Source organism: Glycomyces arizonensis DSM 44726, from assembly GCF_000482705.1.
Lineage (GTDB): Bacteria > Actinomycetota > Actinomycetes > Mycobacteriales > Micromonosporaceae > Glycomyces > Glycomyces arizonensis.
Genome location: NZ_KI519474.1, coordinates 1 through 19196 on the forward strand (window position 1 = coordinate 1; position 19196 = coordinate 19196).

The 19196-nt window shown below is 70.6% G+C and carries 18 protein-coding genes and 1 pseudogene; 9 read left to right on the plus strand and 10 right to left on the minus strand.

Going from position 1 to position 19196, the window contains the following annotated elements; genetic code table 11:
- Window positions 1-320, minus strand: a pseudogene (locus tag H613_RS28050) (sugar ABC transporter permease); the annotation flags it as partial.
- Window positions 321-415: 95 nt separating this feature from the next.
- A complete protein-coding gene (locus H613_RS0120615) occupies window positions 416-2116 on the minus strand; it encodes a type 2 periplasmic-binding domain-containing protein (protein ID WP_026925263.1) in 1701 nt (566 codons plus the stop codon).
- Between the two features lie 245 nt (window positions 2117-2361).
- On the opposite strand from H613_RS0120615, the gene H613_RS0120620 reads away from it, so the two are divergent.
- The 8 genes from H613_RS0120620 (at window position 2362) to H613_RS28060 (ending at window position 11127) form a co-directional block, all read left to right on the plus strand.
- Window positions 2362-3519, plus strand: a complete 1158-nt coding sequence (locus H613_RS0120620) for an ROK family transcriptional regulator (RefSeq protein WP_084546815.1) — start codon at window positions 2362-2364, stop codon at window positions 3517-3519.
- A gap of 104 nt (window positions 3520-3623) precedes the next feature.
- Window positions 3624-5825 carry an alpha-galactosidase gene (locus H613_RS0120625; RefSeq protein WP_084546863.1) on the plus strand — a complete coding sequence of 734 codons (2202 nt, stop codon included), beginning with the start codon at window positions 3624-3626 and terminating at the stop codon, window positions 5823-5825.
- 154 nt (window positions 5826-5979) lie between these two features.
- The gene (locus H613_RS0120630; RefSeq protein WP_051393629.1) at window positions 5980-7656 is read left to right on the plus strand and encodes a cellulase family glycosylhydrolase; all 1677 of its coding nucleotides are present in this window, start codon (window positions 5980-5982) and stop codon (window positions 7654-7656) included.
- 124 nt (window positions 7657-7780) lie between these two features.
- Window positions 7781-8977 (plus strand): LppU/SCO3897 family protein, encoded by a 1197-nt coding sequence (locus tag H613_RS0120635; RefSeq protein ID WP_026925267.1) that lies wholly within the window; start codon window positions 7781-7783, stop codon window positions 8975-8977.
- 148 nt (window positions 8978-9125) lie between these two features.
- Window positions 9126-9518: a hypothetical protein gene (locus H613_RS28055; RefSeq protein WP_211234912.1), complete on the plus strand. Its 393-nt coding sequence runs from the start codon at window positions 9126-9128 to the stop codon at window positions 9516-9518.
- Entirely contained in the window at window positions 9515-9937 is a 423-nt protein-coding gene (locus H613_RS0120645) for a MerR family transcriptional regulator (protein ID WP_026925268.1), read from the plus strand. The genes H613_RS28055 and H613_RS0120645 overlap by 4 nt, the downstream gene beginning before the upstream one ends.
- A 17-nt stretch (window positions 9938-9954) precedes the next feature.
- The gene (locus H613_RS0120650) at window positions 9955-10287 is read left to right on the plus strand and encodes a YnfA family protein (protein WP_026925269.1); all 333 of its coding nucleotides are present in this window, start codon (window positions 9955-9957) and stop codon (window positions 10285-10287) included.
- An 18-nt stretch (window positions 10288-10305) separates the two neighbouring features.
- A complete protein-coding gene (locus H613_RS28060) occupies window positions 10306-11127 on the plus strand; it encodes an SDR family NAD(P)-dependent oxidoreductase (RefSeq protein WP_035738853.1) in 822 nt (273 codons plus the stop codon).
- Between the two features lie 58 nt (window positions 11128-11185).
- Here the strand turns inward: H613_RS28060 and H613_RS0120660 are convergent, their stop codons facing one another.
- The 3 genes from H613_RS0120660 to H613_RS32465 form a co-directional block, all read right to left on the minus strand.
- Window positions 11186-13222, minus strand: a complete 2037-nt coding sequence (locus H613_RS0120660; protein WP_156926168.1) for an NACHT domain-containing protein — start codon at window positions 13220-13222, stop codon at window positions 11186-11188.
- A gap of 242 nt (window positions 13223-13464) precedes the next feature.
- Entirely contained in the window at window positions 13465-14490 is a 1026-nt protein-coding gene (locus H613_RS0120665; RefSeq protein ID WP_026925271.1) for a LacI family DNA-binding transcriptional regulator, read from the minus strand.
- 57 nt (window positions 14491-14547) lie between these two features.
- Entirely contained in the window at window positions 14548-15261 is a 714-nt protein-coding gene (locus H613_RS32465; RefSeq protein WP_026925272.1) for a TetR/AcrR family transcriptional regulator, read from the minus strand.
- 90 nt (window positions 15262-15351) lie between these two features.
- Here H613_RS32465 and H613_RS0120675 point away from each other — a divergent pair, with 90 nt between their 5' ends.
- Window positions 15352-16221 carry an NmrA family NAD(P)-binding protein gene (locus H613_RS0120675; protein WP_026925273.1) on the plus strand — a complete coding sequence of 290 codons (870 nt, stop codon included), beginning with the start codon at window positions 15352-15354 and terminating at the stop codon, window positions 16219-16221.
- An 8-nt stretch (window positions 16222-16229) separates the two neighbouring features.
- Here the strand turns inward: H613_RS0120675 and H613_RS0120680 are convergent, their stop codons facing one another.
- The 5 genes from H613_RS0120680 to H613_RS0120700 form a co-directional block, all read right to left on the minus strand.
- Window positions 16230-16991 carry an ABC transporter permease gene (locus H613_RS0120680; RefSeq protein ID WP_026925274.1) on the minus strand — a complete coding sequence of 254 codons (762 nt, stop codon included), beginning with the start codon at window positions 16989-16991 and terminating at the stop codon, window positions 16230-16232.
- On the minus strand, window positions 16988-17779 hold the full coding sequence (locus tag H613_RS0120685) for an ATP-binding cassette domain-containing protein (protein ID WP_026925275.1): 792 nt from the start codon (window positions 17777-17779) through the stop codon (window positions 16988-16990). The genes H613_RS0120680 and H613_RS0120685 overlap by 4 nt, the downstream gene beginning before the upstream one ends.
- Window positions 17780-17910: 131 nt before the next feature.
- Window positions 17911-18339, minus strand: a complete 429-nt coding sequence (locus H613_RS0120690) for an SHOCT-like domain-containing protein (RefSeq protein WP_026925276.1) — start codon at window positions 18337-18339, stop codon at window positions 17911-17913.
- A 50-nt stretch (window positions 18340-18389) separates the two neighbouring features.
- On the minus strand, window positions 18390-18650 hold the full coding sequence (locus tag H613_RS0120695) for a hypothetical protein (RefSeq protein ID WP_026925277.1): 261 nt from the start codon (window positions 18648-18650) through the stop codon (window positions 18390-18392).
- A complete protein-coding gene (locus H613_RS0120700; RefSeq protein ID WP_026925278.1) occupies window positions 18647-19009 on the minus strand; it encodes a DUF2089 domain-containing protein in 363 nt (120 codons plus the stop codon). Before H613_RS0120700 ends, H613_RS0120695 begins: the two co-directional genes overlap by 4 nt.
- Between the last annotated feature and the right edge of the window lie 187 nt (window positions 19010-19196).

The following is a 19196-nucleotide window of genomic DNA, read 5'->3' on the forward strand; positions in this document are numbered from 1 at the left end:
AGCAGCTGCGCGAAGGCGAACTGCAGCGTGTTGAGCAGCGCGTCGACGAAGTACGGGTCTGCGAACAGGATCTGGAAGTGCGTGAACCCGATGATCGGGTTCGCCCACAGCGGCCGGTACGGACTGTAGTCCATGAACGCGATGACGCTGTAAGCCGAAGGGGTGTAGAAGAAGACCGCCAACTGCACCATCGCGGGCACGACGAGCACCACCAGCGGCCAGTCCCGCCGCAGCCGATGCCGCAGCGGCCGACGCCCGGCCCCCGGCGCCCTGCGCTTCGTCGATGCCCCGGCGGCGCGCCCCGCCCGTGCTGCTGTCACTGCCATATCGCCCTCGTCGTCTCCGATGGGAATCGCTTGCTGGACCGTCCTCAGTGGTATGCGAAGGGGCGGAACCGGAGTTCCGCCCCGTCCCCTCACTCGCCGTGGAGCTGCTTGTAGGCCTTCTCGTAGAACTCGCGGGCCTCGTCGCCGCCGTCGGCCTTCCAGGTCTCGATGGCCGCGTCGAGCTCGCTGAGCTCGGCCCGGCCGTACATGATGTCCTTGGCCTTCTCGTCGAAGACCGCTCCGGCATTGGTGCCGGCCTCGGGGCCGGTCAGCCGCAGCCCCTGGAACGGGTTCTCGTCCAGATAGGGCTGGATGGCCTCGTCGAACGCGAAGCGGGCCTCGACGATGTCGGCGGGTCCTTCGAGCAGGTACTCGGTGGCGCCGCTCATCGCGGTGTAGCACAGCGAGTCCTGGAATCCCTCGATGCCCGCCTCGGTGAACGCGGGCCTGCCGTTCTCGTCGTACTCGAACTGCTGGCCTTCGAAGCCGAAGAAGGTCGTCTCGTACTCCTTGGTCCCGTAGGGGGCCGCCGCGTAGTTCGACACGTCGAGCAGCTCGGCGATCGCGTCCTCGCCCAGGTCCTTCCTGAAGAACAGCCAGCCGCCGACGCCTCGGGCGGCGTGGTACATCGGCTCGCGGCCGGAGTAGGTGAGCGCGCCCACCGGGCCGAGTTCGAAGTCGGGGTTCTCACCGGTCGCCCGGACCTGCTGGGTCATCTGCCACCAGCGGCTCCAGCCGTCCTGGTCGAACAGGACCTCGCCGGTCCGCTGGAGGGTCTTGCCGTCGAAGTCGGCGCTGCCGACGCTGGGGTGGCGCAGCTTCTCGTCGGTCAGGGTGCGGTGGAAGGCGACCCACTCCTTGAACTCGGGGCGCTCGTAGTTGTGGACCAGGCCCGAGCCGTCCCACAGCCAGCCCGTGGCCTCGAGTCGGAACCATGCCTTGGACATGTAGTCGGATCCGCCGATGGCCCATCTGCCGGCCCGGTCGTCCGACCAGGCGCGGGCGGTCTCCAGCAGCTCCTCGACGGTGGTCGGCACCGCGAATCCGTCCTCCGCCAGCAGGTCGGCGCGGTGGAAGAAGGCGTTGCCGGGCCCGCCCAGCAGCGTCCAGGGGACGCCGTAGATCCCGGCGGTCTCGGTGGGGTTCTCGGGGTCGCTCGACCAGACCGAGTCGGCCCAGGCGGCGTCGCCGCGACCGGCCAGCAGCGGCCAGCGCTCGGCGATGTCGCCCGATACGATGCCGGTGATGTCGGCGAACCGGTTGACGACGGTCTCGTTGAAGTTGGCGTGCGAGCCGGTCATCCACCCGAACATGAAGATCGCGTCGCCGAACTCATCGGCCTGGATCCACTGGGTCGACGCCTCGGAGAACGCTTCGCCGTCGCTCTGGACGAACTCGATCTTCGTGCCGCCCGTGGCCTCCTGCATCGCGAGGAGGTACGGGTCGTCCTTGGACAGGGTCGGGCCCCAGTTGGGGACGTAGACCTGGTAGGAGCCGGAGTTGTTCGGCGGGTTCGGGATCGCCTGCGCGGGCGGGTTGGGGTAGGCGAGGTATCCGCTGGGGTGGTCCGGCGGGTCGCCGACCAGGTCCGGCTCGATCGGCAGCGGCCATTCCTTGTATTCGGGCAGGATGTCGAGGGTCTGGTCGAGCTCTTGGACGTTGCCGTCGCCGCCGCTGACCTCGCCGCAGGCGGACATCAGAGGAACGCCGGCGGCGCCGGCGGTGCCGAGGCCGGCGGCCTTGAACAGGGAGCGGCGCCGGAGCGGGGAGCCGCCGGGGGGAGTAGCCATGTTGTCGTCCTCGTCTTCGGTAAGGGGATGCGGATTCGTCCGGGTCGGCCACGTCAGGATCGATGTATTTGCATGGCGCGCCTCGTGCGCCGTACGCTACACAGCCTTCCCTCACTTTGTCAATACATGAAATCAAGTCGACCTCGATTCTGAACTGGAATCGCCTAAATTGCGCATAAATCGCCTAACAGGACTGTGGGCGTAGAGTAGAGAAGCTTGGTCCGAAACAAAGCGAGGAGCTTGAAATGACGAGTGCAACGGCACACTCGAACGGGGAGTCCGAACCGTGGCCGGCCCTCGGCGGCGTCGAACGCCAAGCCCTGCGCGAACTGCTGGTCCACGGCCCGAAGTCGCGGGCCGAGATCGCGCGGCAGCTCGGCATGTCGCGCGCGAGCCTCACGCGCGTCACCCGCACGCTGGTCGACCACGGCTTCGTCGCCGAAGGCGCCGCCGAGCTGCGCGGGGCCACCGGTCGGCCCAGCGAGCTGCTCCACGTCCGCCCCGACGCGCGGAGCTTCCTCGGCATCAAGCTCACCGGCGAGGACCTCTTCGCCGTGGTCACCGACCTCACCGCGAAGCCCCTCGCCTCCCATGAGGAGCCGCTGCGCTCCAAGGCCGTCGACGACGTCGTCGCGCAGATCGGCGAGGTCTACGACCGGCTCAAGCCCTCCCATCCGGACATCACGGCGGCGGGAATCTGCCTCGCCGGCGACATCGTCGACGCGGACGGGCGCCAGGTCGTCGTGGAGTCGCTGTTCCTGGGCTGGTACCAGGTCGAACTCGCCGAACTCGTCCGGGGGCGCCTCGGCATACCGGTCGCCACCGAGAACGACGTGCGATCGCTGACGGCAGCCGAGCACTGGTTCGGGGTGGGGGCCGGCTTCGGCTCGATGGCGCTGCTCACCGTCGGCGCCGGCATCGGCCTGGGCCTGGTCGTGGACGGGAAGGTCCTCACCGGCGCCCACGGCAAGAGCGCCCGCGTCGACCACCAGCTGGTCGACCCGAACGGACCCCCTTGCGGAGGGCACCGCGGCTGCGTCAGCTCCTATCTCACGAACTGGTCCATCGTCGCCTCACTGCGCACGCCCGGGCTCGACTACGAGGCGGTCGTGGACCTCGCCCGGAACGGCGACTATGCGGCCATGGCGGCCTTCGGCGACGCCGGACGCGCGCTCGGGGTGCTGGTGGCGACCGTGGCGAACACCATGGACCCGGAGAAGATCGTCATCACCGGCGAGGGCATCGCCGTGACCGAGCTCGCACGGGCCGCGATGGAGGCCGCGATCGAGACCCACCGCCACCCCACAGGAGCCCCCATCACCCTCGACATCCAGCCGTTCGAGTTCGGAGAGTGGGCCCGGGGCGGGGCCGTGCTGGCCATCCGCTCCTGCCTCCAGTTCTGAGACCTTCGACAAGCGTTAGTTTCATGCGTTGACAAAGCAACAAGCCGTGCGCATACTGGGTCGGCCGTTGCAGTCGTCCCCGAGAGGCCCGCATGAACGAGTCGATGTCCGCCATCGCACCGGTATCGTCCCTCCCGGCACGGGACCGGCGCCCATACCCGCGCGGAGCCGCCGATCCCGCCGCCGAGGAGCGGATCCGCCTCCTGCGCGGCGGCGGCGTCGCGGTGGTCGTGCACCTGCCCGAGACGGGCCTTCCCGAGGTGCTGCACTGGGGAAGGGACCTCGGCGAGCTCGACGCGGGCGATCTCGACCAACTGCGCCTGGCCCGGTCCAGGCCGGTCTCGCCGAGCGCTCTGGACGAGCCGTGGCCGCTCACGCTCCTGCCGGGCGAGCACGACGGCTGGGAAGGGCGCCCCGGATTCGCGGCCCACCGCGACGGCCGCGCCGAACATCCCCGGTGGACGGTCACCGAGACCGAGACGGGGCCCGGGGCACTGCGCGTGCGGGCAGCCGCGGACGGCCTCGCCATCGACTGCGCCATCGCCCTCGACGCGGCCGGGATCGTGCGCGTCGAACTCGAAGTCACGAACACCGGAGCCGTACCGCTCGCGCTCGCCGCCCTGGAGGCCGCGCTGCCGGTCGGCGACCGCGTCGGCGAGGTCCTCGACTTCACCGGCCGCTGGACCCGCGAACGGGTCCCGCAGCGCCGGACCCTCGCCCAAGGCAGCCACGTGCGCGAGACCCGGCGCGGGCGCACCGGCCACGACGCCCCGCACGTCCTCGCCCTAGGCACCGGCGGGTTCTCGGCCGACGCTGGGGAGGTCTGGGCCGTCCACCTGGCCTGGAGCGGCGACGCGGTCTACCGCCACGACGCGCTCCCCGAGGCCGGGCCGCTCCTGGGCGCCGGGCCGCTGCTGCGCCCCGGTGAGATCGCACTGGCGCCCGGCGAAGCGTTCCGCTCCCCGACCGCGGTCTTCGCCTGGAGCGACGAAGGCACCGACGGCATCGGCGTCCGCCTGCACCAGTCGGTGCGCGCACGCCCCGCCCACCCGCAGGGGCCGCGCCCGGTCGTGCTCAACACCTGGGAAGCGGTGTACTTCCAGCACGACCTCGGCAAGCTCGCAACCCTCGCCGAGACCGCCGCCGCGGTCGGCGTCGAACGGTTCGTGCTCGACGACGGCTGGTTCCGCGGCCGCCGCGACGACACCACGGGCCTGGGCGACTGGACCGTCGACCCCGACATCTGGCCGCAGGGCCTGCACCCGATCGCGGACCGGGTCCGCTCCTTGGGCATGCAGTTCGGCCTGTGGTTCGAACCCGAGATGGTCAACCCCGACTCCGAGATCGCCCGCGACCATCCCGAATGGATGCTCCAGCCCCTCGACGCCGGGATCCGGGCCTGGAGGGGCCAGTACGTGCTCAACCTCGCCCACCCCGCGGCGTTCGAGTACCTGCTCGACGCGATCTCGGCGATCGTCGGCGAGTACCGGCTGGACTACATCAAATGGGACCAGAACCGCGACCTGATCGAGGCCGTCCACGACGGGCGGGCGAACGTCCACCGTCACACCGAGGCCGTCTACCGCCTGCTCGACCACCTCCGCGCCCGCCACCCGGCGCTGGAGATCGAATCCTGCGCCTCCGGCGGCGCGCGAGTGGACCTGGGCATCCTCGACCGCACCGACCGGGTGTGGGCCTCGGACACCAACGACCCGATCGAGCGCCTGGCGATCCAGCGCTGGACCGAACTGCTCCTCCCGCTCGAACTCATCGGCTCCCACATCGGACCGCCGGTCGCCCACACCACGCACCGGGCCGCGAGCCTCGACTTCCGCATCGCGGTCGCGCTGTTCGGCTCCGCCGGCATCGAATGGGACCTCACCTCCTGCACCCCAGCCGAACTCGAACAACTGCGCTCCGGCATCGCCTGCTACCGGCGCCTCCGGGGCCTGCTGCACACCGGCCGACTCACCCACCCCGACACCGGCGACGACGGCGCCGACGCCACCGCCGTCATCGCCGAGGACCACAGCCGCGCGGTGGTGCGCCTCGCCCGGCACGCCACCGCGAACCGCGCCCTCGCCCCCCTGCTCCGCATCCCCGGACTCGACTCCCGCGCCCGCTACCGCGTGGCACCGGTGGCGGAACTGCGCACACCCCGCGGACTGGACGAGACACCGCCGCCATGGCTGCGAGACGGGCTGCTCCTGCCCGGCGCCGCCCTCGCCGACGTCGGCCTCCAACCGCCCCTCCTCGCCCCCGGCGAGGCCCTCGTCCTCGAACTCGTCCGCGAGACGCGCGACTGAACGGCGCCGTGCGCCCGTGCTCGCGGGCGCCCGCCTCGGCCGAATGTACGATCACCGATCGGTCGATCGGGTATTGACATAAATATTTAATTCTATAAATATGAAGGGGCCCTATTGGGAGCGATCCCAAACCCAGCTGCGATCAGGAGCGCACATGTCCCCGTTGCGAGAACCCCCAGGGAAGCCGAGGAACCGCCGGAAGATGATCGGCGCCGTGGTCGTCTCGGCCGCCCTCATGATCGCCGGCAGCCTGTTCTCGGTCGTGCTGGCCAGCCCGGCGAGCGCCCAGGTGCAGGGGACCGGCACCGGCTTCCTCAGCACCGACGGCAGCCGCATCGTCGACGAGACCGGGGCCGAAGTGCAGCTGACCGGCATCAACTGGTTCGGCATGGAGACCGACAACCACACCTTCCACGGCCTCTGGGCCAGCGCGCCCGCCACCTGGCAGGGCCAGATCGACCGGATGGCCGACCTCGGCTTCAACACCCTCCGCATCCCCTACACCGGCGACTCGCTGCGGCCCGGCGCCGAGGCCGCGGGCGTCAACTACTACACCAACCCCGACCTCGAAGGGCTGAGCCCGCTCGAGATCCTCGACAAGGTCATCGAGCACGCGGGCAGCCGGGGCATGCGCGTCATCCTCGACCGGCACCGCCCGACCGCGGCGGGGCAGACGCCGCTGTGGCACACCCCCGAGGTCTCCGAGCAGAGCATCATCGACGACTGGGTCATGCTGGCCGAGCGGTACGCGGGCGACCCGACCGTCGTCGGCGCCGACCTCTTCAACGAACCGCACGCCGAGGGCACGCTGCCCGACGCGACCGGCGCCTGCTGGGGCTGCGGCGACCTCGACCGGGACTGGCGCCTGGCGGCCGAGCGCATCGGCAACGCCGTCCTCGCCGCCAACCCCGACTGGCTGATCCTCGTCGAGGGCGTCAGCACGCTCTCCGGCGGCCTGTCGAACCCGTGGGACAACGACCCCGCGACCGACGACGAGAGCACCTGGTGGGGCGGGAACCTCAGCGGCGCCGCCGCGTACCCGGTGCGACTGGACGTGCCGAACAAGCTGGTCTACTCCGCGCACGACTACGCGCTCTCGGTCTACGACCGGCAGCCGTGGTTCGAGGACCCGGCCTTCCCCGAGAACCTGCCGGAGGTGTGGGACCACTTCTGGGGCTACCTGGTCAAGCAGGACGTCGCGCCGGTGCTGGTGGGCGAGTTCGGCTCCACGCTGGTGAACCCGATGGACGAGCAGTGGCTGTCGGCGCTGCTGGACTACCTGTCGGCCAACGGCATGTCGTTCACCTACTGGGCGTGGAACCCGAACTCCGGCGACACCGGCGGGATCGCCGGGAACGACTGGTGGACCATCGATCAGCAGAAGTACGACCTCATCGAGCCGCACCTGGTGTACCCGGTGGGCGAGGACCCGAACGACGGCGACCCGACCGGTGACGATCCCACCAGCGATGACCCCACCAGCGACGAGCCGACCGACGACGACCCGACCAGCGACGAGCCGGTCGAAGGCGGATGCGAGGCGACGTACGCGGTCACCAACCAGTGGCCGGGCAACTTCCAAGCCGACGTGACGGTGGAGAACACCGGCGACTCGGTCATCGACGCCTGGACGGTGAGCTGGACCTACGGAGGCGACCAGGCCCTCTACAACTGGTGGCAGGCCGACATCGTCCAGGACGGACAGCAGGTGACCGCCGCGAGCCCGGTCTCCGCCTCCGGACTGGCGCCCGGCGCCACCGCGACGTTCGGCATCCAGGGAACGGCGTCCGACCCGAACGCCGTTCCGGCGCAGATCACCTGCTCGAACTGAGCGGGAGCGCAGTGCTGTCCGGTGCGGGGCCGCTCCGAAGCGGCCCCGCACCGGATGCGCAGTGGACGAACGGCCCGATTCCGGCTCCGAGGCGGGAGTTGCGCCGACCTGGCAAAATGGCGTCATGGACCCCAATTCCTCCTACGACCCCAACGCGAACATCCCCCCGGACTCCGGCTACCCCTACGGTCCGAACGGCGCGCCCGCGGACCCCGGCGCGGGCTACGTGCCGGGCCAGGCCCCCGGGTACCCCGACCCCAATCCCGGTTACGGCCCGAACCCGGCTCCCGGCATGGGATACGCCCCGACACCGGACACGACCCACAACATCGGGTACCCGCCGGCCGGCCCGCCCCCGCCGGGACAAGGGCCGTACCCCGGCGCCCCCGGGATGCCGCCGCAGTATGCGCCCATGCCGCCGCAGAGCTCGGGGATGCCGGTCGCGGGCTGGATCGGGATCGCCCTCGGGGCAGTGCTGGTGATCGCCTTGGGGATCGCCGGTGCCGTCTTCGTCCTGGACCGCTCCGAGGATTCGGGCGGCATCGCCTCGGACACCGACTCGGACTCGGGCGCCGACTCCGGCACCGACACCTCAAGCGACACCTCCGGCTCCGATCCGACCGAGCCGGCTGTGCCGGACCCGGTGGCGGACGCCGTGATCGGCGACTGCTTCTACGACTACGGCGACGAGACCACCGCGGATCTGGAGGCGACCGCCTGCGGGGCCGGGACCTTCGAGGCGATCGACATCGTCGAGGGCACCACCGACCTGTCGGCCTGCGACGACGTGGCCGCCGTCGACACCGCGGTCTCCTCCACCGAGGCCAACCGCGTGCTGTGCCTGAGCTACACCGCGATCGCGGGCGACGACGCGTACCACGCCCAGGTCGACGACTGCGTCTACGGATACTCCACTCCGGACACCCCGTGGAACGTCATCGACTGCCAGGACGGCGCGTTCAAGGTCATCGAACGCCTCGAAGGCGAGTCCAGCGCCAGCGCGTGCAGCGATTCGACCTACTACATCTACAGTATGAGCTACTCCACCGGTCAGTCCTATCTGGACGTGACGCTGTGCCTGACGATGATCTACGCCAGCGGCGACGCCGGGTACGCCGAGATCGACGACTGCCTGTCCATGAACTCCGACTACACGTACTTCGAGTTCGTGTCCGACTGCGGCGACGCCAACGTCTACGTCACCGGCCGCACCAATGAGGACGTCGACGGCGAAAGCTGGTGCAACGGCTGGGGCTGGGCCTACGAAGACGTCCCCGACTTCCCCGAGCTCTCCTACACGATCTGCTGGGGGTATCTGTAGACAAGGCGGCGGGGAGCGCGGTCCGGATGCGGAAGGCAAAGGACGGTGGCCCGCTCGCAAGTACGCGGGTGGCAACCGGTACCGGGGTACGGGTTTACGGTTGATGCCCGCCCAGTACACGGGCATTCCCGTCAGGAAGGCGCCAGCCATGACCTCACCGCACCTTTCCGCCATTGGACCGGACCGCGCCCCGGACGCGACGGCGAGCGAACCGTCGTGGGTGCCGGTCGACGCCTGCCTCCTGCCGAGCGACGAGCGGCCGATGCGCCTGGACGCCTTCGAGGACCTGTTCGCCGTCGCGGTCCGCTCGATCGCGCGCCCCGAGCCGACCCGGCTGCGCTTCGCGCTGGTCCCCGAACCGGCCGTGGCCGCCCGAGCCGCCGCGCTCGCGGCGCGCGAGGCCGACTGCTGCGGCTTCTTCACGTTCGCGCTCACCGCGGCCCAGGGCCGCCTCGTCCTCGAAGTGGCGGTGCCCGAAACCCGGGCCGGTGTCCTCGACGGCCTGGCCGCCCAGTCCGCTGCGGCCGGAGCGCCGTCATGAGCACCGCGCTCAGGACCGGCGAGGTCGCCGCGGCCGTCGGCATCGGCCGCGAGACCCTGCGCTACTACGAGCGCCGCGGCCTGCTCGAGCGGCCGCCGCGAACCCTGGGCGGCCACCGGCTCTACACGGCCGAGACCGTCACCCGGATCCGGGTGATCAAGGCCGCCCAGCGGCTCGGGTTCACCCTCGACGAGATCGCCGACCTGACCGATCCCCGCCGACACCGCCGCCGCCCCGACGGCGGTCTCAGAGCGGGCGCGAGCGCCAAGCTCGCCCAAGTCGAGGAGCGCATCGCCGAACTCGAGGCCGTCGCCGACCTGCTGCGCGCGGCCCTGTCCGCCGGGTGCGACGACCTGGACGCCTGCGCGGCCGCGCCGGAGTGCCCGCTGCCGTTCCCCCAGCCCGCGTCCGGACCGTGATCGGTAGGGTCGTGCCCGTGGACGTCGCCCGATCGATCCTGCTGTTCGCGCTGGCCGCCCTCGCCGAGATCGGCGGTGCCTGGCTGGTCTGGCAGGGCGTGCGCGAGCACCGGGGTCTGCTGTGGATCGCCGCCGGGATCATGGCCCTGGGCGCCTACGGCTTCGTCGCGACCTTCCAGCCCGATCCGAACTTCGGGCGCATCCTGGCCGCTTACGGCGGCATCTTCGTCGCCGGGTCCCTGGCCTGGGGCATGGCCGTCGACGGCTTCCGCCCCGACCGGTGGGACCTGATCGGGGCGGGCCTGTGCCTGCTCGGCGTCGCCGTGATCATGTACGCCCCCAGAACCTGACACCCTCGGAGGAACATCGTGGACTCACGCCCCGTCGCGCTGGTGACCGGCGCCTCCTCGGGAATCGGCGAGCAGATCGCGCGGGCGCTGGCCGGTGACGGGTTCCGCGTCTTCGGCACCAGCCGCCGCGACCGCGCCGACCGGGACGGGGTCGAGATGCTGCGGCTGGAGGTGACCTCGCCGGAGTCGGTGCGTTCGTGCGTCGAGCGGGTGCTGGACCGGGCCGGGCGGATCGATGTGCTGGTCAACAACGCCGGGGTCATGCACGAGGGCCTCGCCGAGGAGACGTCGATCGACGAGGCGGGGGACGTGTTCGCGACCGACTTCTTCGGCGTGGTGCGCCTGACCGACGCGGTGCTGCCCGGGATGCGCGAGCGCGGTGCGGGGCGAGTGGTCAACATCGGCTCGCTGGCCGCCTGGGTCGGCGAGCCCGGCGAGGGCTTCTACGCGGCCGCGAAGGCCGCGCTCGCCCGGTACACCGAGGCCCTGGGATACGAGGTGCGTCCTTTGGGGATATCGGTGTCGCTGGTCGAGCCCGGCGCGTTCGTCACGCCCGTGGTAGAGGCGGCTACGGCGTCCGAGCACGCGATCGCCGACTACGACGCGATCCGCGAGGCCGCCCGGGGCACGCTGCGGCGCGGCCTGGAGAACGGAGGCGACCCGCGCCGGGTCGGCCGCCTGGTCAGTGCGATCGCCCGCGCCCGTTCGCCGCGACCGCGCTACGGCGTCGGCCGGGGCGGCACGGCGATCCCGCTGCTCAAGGTCCTGCTGCCGCGGCGCTGGTTCGACGCCCTCCTCACCCGGGCCTACGGCCTGCCCGCTCGAACGACACGGCAGTGAGCGGGCGTGCCCGTGTTCCAGGCAACTCGCCGGTCCTGACCGAACCGAGGCCGCGGCGTCAGGCTTTGCCCGCGCTGGGAATCGGCGCGGTCAAGAGGGCCTTCAGCTCGCCGTGCCGGAACTCATAGGTGGCACCGACCTGCCGGAGCACGCCTCTCCGGTGGGCGTCTTCGAGGAAGCGCATGAGCCGCAACGGCAGGCGGCTCGGCCTGGAGCACGCGAGGTCCAGATGCGCCGTCCGGTACAGATGCCAGGTGGCCGGGGAGAGGAGGGTCGAGACCGTCACCGACATCAACCCGAAGCTCAGGCCCGCCCACACTGCGCGCTCGTAGTCGAGAACGACGCCGAACCACGCCCAGAGGAACAGGCCCACGGCGATCGCGTACAGCACGGTCGTCACCGCAGTGGCGTTGCGCGTACTGGAAAGCACGCGCCGCGGACCGAGTATCTGCAGGTGGTGAACCGACCGAGCGCCGTTCACCAGCGCGATCAAGGCGACCAGCAGCATGTACCCCAGCGCCGCAATGGTCAAGGAGGCCGATCCGGTCGTCCACCAGAACGTCGGCACAACGGCCGGCATCGCTATCAGCCATGGATACACGAAGCGCCGCGCCACTCTGGACGAGAACTGCTCTCGCCTGAACGTCAGGTACTGCGGCCCCTCGTTCTGCCGATCGACGTCTCGCCGCATGTCGGCGCCCACCCAGCTGACCGCCCAGGCGATCACGACCGCTGACGCCGCGGCAAGTCCGATCCCTCTCGGCAGGCCGGACATCGAGGTGAACAGCGGACCGAACGCCAAGAAGAGCAGCGGCCAGGACAGCAGAAATGTAACTATTTGGATTGTGGTCTTGTATCGCTGCGGCGCAACCGCATTGAACAGTTCCCACCATGCGAAGCGAGTCGTGTCGCCCTGTTCGAGTTGGCGCGCTATGGACCGGAGCCATCGTATGGCGCGGTCCCGGTCGTACCGCGGACCGCCCTCGTGCGCACTGCCGTCGTACAGCGCCGGCAGATAGGCGGACAGCAGGTGCCGCTCCACCGTGGCCCGGTCCTTCAACCGCGCCAGCACGGCACGGTCCGGCCGATCGTGCTTGTACACCTCACTGCACAGGTACACCATCAAGGGCGATTCGAGCGCCTTGGCGACGGCGCTGCCGTGCTCGTCGATCAGGTCGATGATCGGAGCCCAATGGCCTTCGGCCTGGGTGCCGTCCAGGAGGAACCGCTTCGCCTGCTCCGGCGCGACCGTGCCGAGCGTGATCACCGCCGTCGAGGGAAATCGCCCGGCCCGCTTCAGCGCGTCCTCGTATTCGGTGATGCGCGAGGCCAGCACCACGGAGCAGTGGGTGTCGGTCAGGAGCCGACGAAGCCGCTTGAGCGCCTTGTTCCTCCTGGGACGCGGAATCTCGTCGAATCCGTCGAGCACGAGCAGCAGGTCGCCGTCCCGCACCAGATCCTCGGCCACCTCGGCATCGGCGACGTCGAACTGATCGGTGAGCTCGGCGGCCGCCCACTCCGGCAGCGGGGTCTCGGGGTCCCAATCGCCCACGTGGAGCAGCACGGGGACCGGGATGTGCCGCGCATGGTCGCGGTCGTCGTGACGCAGCTGGAGCAGCTGGTGCGTCAGGAGCATCGCGGTGACGGACTTCCCCGAGCCCCTGTCGCCGAGGATGACTCCCAGCCGCGGCCGGATCGCGAGCCAGTCGAGCCCGAGTCTCGCGGTGCCGAAGTCGTCCGAAATCCGCTCGCCGCGCTCCTCGGCCGCAGCGTTCCCGGTGTCGTCGTAGGACCATTCGACGTCGATGTAGTCGTCCCCTGAAAGGCCGAGCCGGTCGATCTCCTCACCGACCCGCTTGAACTGGAGCTTGGCGATCACCTCGACGATCGGCTCCTCGGCCCCGGCCCGTCGCTGATTGAGGGCCAAGACGATCGAGACGCCCGTCAGCACCGTGGCGAGCATGCCGCTCGCCAGTGTCGCCGCCTCGTACCAGTCCTGGTCCGAGGCCGACGCCAGCTGCAACGACACTGCGAGGACCACGGCGACCACCGCGGTGGTGATCAGCAACCCCCACAGCCATTGAGGAATTCGCATGCACCTCATCGTATTGGGATCCGGCCACTGCGTGAATGTGAAGGAGCCTCCATTCCGGCTACGGCACCGACCCGCGCGAGCGTGATGTCTGGTTCCGCCGGCGCGCCCGTTCTGCGATCGCCACGGCGTGCTGGACCCACGGGATCGGTGACCGGGACTTCGAGGCGCAGGGGCACCGGATGATCGCCGACGTCCTCGCCGAAGCCGCGACCGCCTCGCCCTGAGCGGTGAGCGACGCGGGCTCAGCCGTTGCGCGGCGCGGCGGTGCTGTCGCGCACCACCAGTTCGGTGGCGAGGTCGAGGCGCTGCCGGGGCAGCGGCTCGCCCGCGGCCAGAGCGACGACCATGTCCGCGGCGGCGGCGCCCATCTCCTTGAGCGGCTGGCGCACCGTGGTGAGCGGCGGGATCGTCCAGCGGGCCTTGGGCAGGTCGTCGAAGCCGACGACGCTGAGGTCGTCGGGGATGCGGACGCCCAGTTCCGCGGCGGCGTGGTAGACGCCGAGGGCCATGCCGTCGTTGCCCGCGAAGATCGCCGTGGGCGGCTCGTCGAGGCGCAGCAGCTCGGCGGCCAGGTCGCGGCCGCCTTCGATCTCGAAGTCGCCGTGGCGTTCCAGCGCCGGGTCGAGCGGTCGCCCCGCGAGGTCCGCCCCGGCCCGGAAGCCGTCGAGGCGCGCCCTGGCGGCCTCCATGCGGGCCGGGCCGGTGATCACCGCGATGCGCCGGTGCCCGAGCCCGATCAGGTGCCTGGCGGCGGCGAGGCCGCCGTTCCAGTTGCTCGCCCCCACCGACGGCGCGTCGTGGTCGGGGTCGCCGGTGGGGTCGAGGAGCACCAGCGGGATGTCGCGGCTGTAGAGGCGCTCGCTCTGCTCGGTGGTCAGCCCCGAGAACACCGAGATGACCCCGGCGGGGCGGCGGGCGAGGACCTGCTCGATCCAGCCCTGGCCGGGGACGTGGTGCCCGCCCATCTCGGAGAGGACGACGCCGAGCCGGTGCCGCCTGGCCACCTCCTCGACGCCGTTGAGGACCTCGATCGCGTACAGCCCCCGCAGCTCGTGGAAGAGCACGTCGATGAGCGCGGACGGCTTGGTCGGGCGGCGCTGGCGCCGGTAGCCGCGGCGGCGGATGAGGTCCTCGATCTGCTCCCTGGTCGTGGCCGCGACGTCCGAGCGGCCGTTGACCACTTTGCTCACCGTGGCGCTGGAGACGCCAGCGAGCTGCGCGAGTTGGGCGATGGTCAGTGGACCTTCGGGGTCAGGGGTACGGCTCATCGCGGCAGTTTATCGCCACAGGCCACACGCGCACCGACCGTCGAGAAGACGAGGCGGCTACGTCTCCGGGCTACTGGGGGAGTCGGCGATCCGGTCGAGCCACTGCCGCAGGAGGCCGCGTTCGGCGTCGGTCAGGGCGTCGGTCCGCGGCAGCGCGGCGCGGAGGGCGACGGCGGCCGCGACGGGTCCGGGGTCGGCGGTGGCGGGGGCGTCGGTGGTGATCGCGGCGATGGCCGCCTCGCGGGCGCTCAGCGAGAGCTGCGGGTCGCGGTGCTCGGCGGGGGTGGCGATGAGGGTGAGCGCCGTGCCGGTGCCGGTGGCGTGGATCAGGGCCGCGGCGCGGTCCTCGGGGACGGCCAGGCGCCCGGCCTCGGCGATGCGGCGGATGTGCCCGGCGAGGACCGCGAAGGCGGACCGGGCCGCCGGTGACGTCTCGGCGGCGCGGGGCCGGACGTACATCAGCGTGTAGAGCGCCGGGTTGGCCAGGGCGAACTCGAGGTGCAGGTCCCAGCCGGTGCGCAGGTCGCCGACGGGGTCGGCGGTGGGTTCGAGGAAGGTCTTGTCGTCCAGGTACTCGCGGAAACCGTGGGCGGCGGCCGCGTCGAGCAGGCCCTGCTTGTCGCCGAATAGGCGGTAGATGACCGGCGGCTGCACCCCGGCCGCGGCGGCTATGGCGCGGGTCGAGACCGCCTCGAACCCGCCCTCGGCCAGCAGCCGGGTGACGGCGGCCATGATGCGCTCGCGGTGTCCCTCCGCGGTCCCCGTTTCCATGATTCCGATGATAACAGGATCGTGTTTGCGGCGATACCGTTCCGGTGGTACGGTCGTGGCGATATCAACGGAAACAATTGGAGGTTACCAGTGATCATCGTGACCGGAGCCAACGGCCGACTCGGCGGCGGGACCGTCGAGCACCTGCTCAAGCGCCTTCCCGCCGACCAGATCGGCGTCAGCGTGCGCGACCCGGAGCGGGCGAAGGGACTCAGCGACCGCGGGGTGCGGGTGCGCCACGGCGACTTCACCGACGCGTCGAGCCTGGAGCACGCCTTCGAAGGCGCCTCGCGGGTCCTCATCGTCTCGTGCGACACCCTCGGCGAGGAGGGCGTGCGCCAGCACCGCACGGCGATCGACGCGGCGGTCGGCGCCGGGGCGCGCCGCATCCTCTACACCAGCCACATGGCCGCGAGCGCGGACTCCTCGTTCGTCCCCGTGCGCGACCACACCGCCACCGAGGAGTACCTGGCCGCCACCGGCGTCCCGTTCACCTCGCTGCGCGACGGCTTCCACGCCTCCAGCGCCCCCATGATGCTCGGCGACACCGCCGAAGGAACCCTCGCGATCCCCGCAGACGGGCCCGTCGCCTGGACCGACGTGAACGACCTCGCCGAGGCCGCCGCGATCCTCCTCGCCGGGGAGGCCGTCTTCGAGGGCCCGACCCCGCCGCTGACCGCCGAGGCCACCTACACGCTCCCCGAGGTCGCCGCGATGGCCGCCGGGGACCGGCCGGTCGCCACCGAGCGGCTCAGTGACGACGACTACCGCAGCCGCATGAAGGAGCGGGGGCTGCCCGACATCGCGGTCGAGATGATGCTCGGCTTCTTCCTCGCCGCCCGCGCCGGGGAGTTCGCCGGGACCGACCCGGCGCTCGCCCGACTCCTGGGCAGGTCCCCGCGACCGCTGCCCGAGGTCCTCCCCGAACTCCTCGGCCGCCCCGCGCCGCAGTGGCATTAGCCGGGGGGTCAGGCGATCTTGCGCCGGTAGACGGCCGTGGCGATCGCGTAGGCGACGACGAGGACGCCGGTGCACCACGCCAGGGCGATCCAGATGTCGTTGCCTACCGGTCGCTGCGCGAACAGGTCCCGGATCGTGTCGACGATGGAGGTGACCGGCTGGTGCTCGGCGAAGGCCGCCACCGGCGCGGGCATCGTGTCGGTGGGGACGAACGCCGAGCTGACGAACGGCAGGAAGACGATCGGGTAGGAGAAGGCGCTCGCGCCGTCCGGAGAGGACGCCGACAGTCCGGCGATCACCGCGATCCACGTCAGCGCGAGCGTGAACAGCACGAGGATCCCGGCCACGGCGAGCCACGCCAGCGGGCCCGCCGAGGATCGGAAGCCCACGAGGAGCCCCACCAGCACGATGAGGGCCACCGAGATCGCGTTGGACACCACCGAGGTCAGCACGTGCCCCCACAGCGCGGCCGAGCGCGCGATCGGCATGGAGTGGAACCGTTCGAAGATGCCGCTCTGCAGGTCGTTGTAGAGCCGGTAGGAGGTGTAGGCGACGCCGCTGGCGATCGCGATGAGGAGGATGCCGGGCATCAGGTAGTTCGCGTAGTCGCCGGTGCCCGCCTCGATGGCGCCGCCGAAGACGTAGACGAACAGCAGCATCATCGCGATCGGCATGACCGTGACCGTGATGACGGTGTCCATGCTGCGGGTGATGTGCCGCAGGGAGCGGCCGAGCATCACGCCGGTGCCGCTGTAGGTGCGCGCGCTCATCGCCGCTCCTCCTCGCTGCCGCTGGTGGCCTTGCCGCCGACGATGGACAGGAAGATCTCCTCCAGCGTGGGCTGCCGTTCGACGTATTCGACCTTCGCGGGCGGGAGCAGCTCCCGCAGCTCCGCGAGGGTGCCGGAGGTGATGATGGCGCCCTCGTGCAGGATCGCGATGCGGTCGGCGAGCTTCTCGGCCTCGTCGAGGTACTGGGTCGTCAACAGGACCGTCGTGCCGCCGTCGGCGAGGTCCTGGACCACCTGCCACACTTCGAGGCGGCCCTCGGGGTCCAGGCCGGTGGTCGGCTCGTCGAGGTAGATGACGGCCGGGTCGCCGATGAGGCTCATGGCGATGTCGAGGCGGCGGCGCATGCCGCCGGAGTAGGTCGACACCCGGCGCCCGGCCGCGTCGGCGAGGCCGAACCGTTCGAGCAGGGCGTCGGCGACCGTGCGGGGCTCGGCCACCTGACGCAGTTTGGCGATCATGACCAGGTTCTCGCGGCCGGTGAGGATCGCGTCCACGGCCGCGAACTGCCCGGTCAAGCTGATTGACTCCCGCACGCGCTCGGGCTCGGCCACGACGTCGTACCCGTTGACGCTCGCCGTGCCCCCGTCCGGCTTGAGCAGCGTCGCGAGGATGCGCACCATCGTGGTCTTGCCCGCGCCGTTGGATCCGAGCAGCGCGACGATGCTGCCGCGCGCCACGTCGAGGTCCACGCCCCTCAGGACGTGCAGGTCCTTGTAGGACTTCCGCAGTCCCCGTACTCGTATGGCCGTTTGGTCGGCGGTGTTCATGGCTCCTCGTCTCGGTGGGGGGTAGAGGGTGAGCAGCAGGCCGAGATCGAGCACGGCGGTTCACTCCTCATAGATATGTCTAATATGGACTAATAATGGACGCGGGGCGCCCCCGGAGGGCACGGCGTCCCCTACTCGCAGAAGACCCGGATCTTGGAGGTGGCGTCGTCGACGTCGACGGTCAGCTCGTCGAGGGCGTCGACGAGATCCTCCAGCTGCTGCGGCTTGAGCTCGGCCAGGTCGATCGGGACTCCCGCCCTGCTCAGCTCCTCGTTGGCCTTCGTGATCGCCACCGGCGGCAGCAGGCTCGCGAGCCGGACCCCGGCGCGCAGCAGCTGGAGCGGGACGCGGACGTTGATGTCGGAAGGCCCGCCGCCCGCGCCGTCGTCCTCGGCGTGCACCACCACCCGCAGGTACTTCACCCGCGCCTTCGCGCGGGGCGCGGCCGCGGGCGACTCGTCCGGTTCGCTCTCGACGGCGCCGAGCAGCCGCTCGGCCTCGTCCGCGGTGATCTTGCCGTCGGCCAGCATCTCGAGGATCTGGCGTCGCTGCTCGTTCATGTCGTTTTCCTCTGTCTCACCTAATGCTCAGTCTCACTCGATACTCAGGCTCACCTGATGCTCACGAGCACGGCCGTTTGGCCCTGCTCCATCTCGAACCGCGTGCCGGGCAGCGCCCACAGCACCCGCCCCACGCCGCGCACCGCGTCCGTCGGACTGATCTCGTAGCAGAAGCAGACGACCATGCCGCCCACCACCGCGATGAGCAGCAGCGGCGACAGCAGCACCACCACCGGCACCACCGGGATGAACCAGCGCCGCCACCGCCCGTCGCGCTTGCGGTAGCGCACCGTCACGATCTGCGGCATCATCGCGGCCGCTCCAGCTCGTCCAGCGCGTCCTGGACGCTGATCTCGCCCTGACGCAGCCGCTCGATGACGTCGGCGCGGGTGGGGGCGGGATCGGTGTCGACGAAGTCGAGCCGCTCGCCGATCCGGTTCAGCCGGGCCTTGACCGTCGGGTAGCTCACCCCGAAGATCCGCTCCATCTCCTTGATGGAGCCGTGCGCCCGCACGAACGCGGCGACGAACACCTGGTCCTCGACGCCGAGATTGGCCAGCTGCGGCGGCTCGAACTCGCCTTCGACCGCGATGCCGCTGTCGGCCAAGCGAACCCGCTCGACCACGAACGCCCGGCCGCGCGTCAAGTCCGTCAGCTCCTGCCAGTCCATCCTCGGTTCCCTCACTCTCGACGACCTCGTTCTTCATTTGTATCTTGATTTCTTCAAGTTTTCAACATCAAAAACTTAATTTTTATGAATCATCACTGTCGCGCGCCGCCGACAGGTGCCGTGTCAGCGCGGTGTCAGTGCCGTGTCAGGCCGCCCGCCCATAGTTGCCGCATCAACGAGATCCGAA

What these genes read in the sequence shown, in the direction of transcription:
- H613_RS0120615 (WP_026925263.1), bottom strand. Translation starts at nt 2,116, where the DNA reads ATGGCTACTCCCCCCGGCGGCTCCCCGCTCCGGCGCCGCTCCCTGTTC.
- H613_RS0120620 (WP_084546815.1), top strand. Translation starts at nt 2,362, where the DNA reads ATGACGAGTGCAACGGCACACTCGAACGGGGAGTCCGAACCGTGGCCG.
- H613_RS0120625 (WP_084546863.1), top strand. Translation starts at nt 3,624, where the DNA reads ATGTCCGCCATCGCACCGGTATCGTCCCTCCCGGCACGGGACCGGCGC.
- H613_RS0120630 (WP_051393629.1), top strand. Translation starts at nt 5,980, where the DNA reads ATGTCCCCGTTGCGAGAACCCCCAGGGAAGCCGAGGAACCGCCGGAAG.
- H613_RS0120635 (WP_026925267.1), top strand. Translation starts at nt 7,781, where the DNA reads ATGGACCCCAATTCCTCCTACGACCCCAACGCGAACATCCCCCCGGAC.
- H613_RS28055 (WP_211234912.1), top strand. Translation starts at nt 9,126, where the DNA reads ATGACCTCACCGCACCTTTCCGCCATTGGACCGGACCGCGCCCCGGAC.
- H613_RS0120645 (WP_026925268.1), top strand. Translation starts at nt 9,515, where the DNA reads ATGAGCACCGCGCTCAGGACCGGCGAGGTCGCCGCGGCCGTCGGCATC.
- H613_RS0120660 (WP_156926168.1), bottom strand. Translation starts at nt 13,222, where the DNA reads ATGCGAATTCCTCAATGGCTGTGGGGGTTGCTGATCACCACCGCGGTG.
- H613_RS0120665 (WP_026925271.1), bottom strand. Translation starts at nt 14,490, where the DNA reads ATGAGCCGTACCCCTGACCCCGAAGGTCCACTGACCATCGCCCAACTC.
- H613_RS32465 (WP_026925272.1), bottom strand. Translation starts at nt 15,261, where the DNA reads ATGGAAACGGGGACCGCGGAGGGACACCGCGAGCGCATCATGGCCGCC.
- H613_RS0120680 (WP_026925274.1), bottom strand. Translation starts at nt 16,991, where the DNA reads ATGAGCGCGCGCACCTACAGCGGCACCGGCGTGATGCTCGGCCGCTCC.
- H613_RS0120685 (WP_026925275.1), bottom strand. Translation starts at nt 17,779, where the DNA reads ATGAACACCGCCGACCAAACGGCCATACGAGTACGGGGACTGCGGAAG.
- H613_RS0120690 (WP_026925276.1), bottom strand. Translation starts at nt 18,339, where the DNA reads ATGAACGAGCAGCGACGCCAGATCCTCGAGATGCTGGCCGACGGCAAG.
- H613_RS0120695 (WP_026925277.1), bottom strand. Translation starts at nt 18,650, where the DNA reads ATGATGCCGCAGATCGTGACGGTGCGCTACCGCAAGCGCGACGGGCGG.
- H613_RS0120700 (WP_026925278.1), bottom strand. Translation starts at nt 19,009, where the DNA reads ATGGACTGGCAGGAGCTGACGGACTTGACGCGCGGCCGGGCGTTCGTG.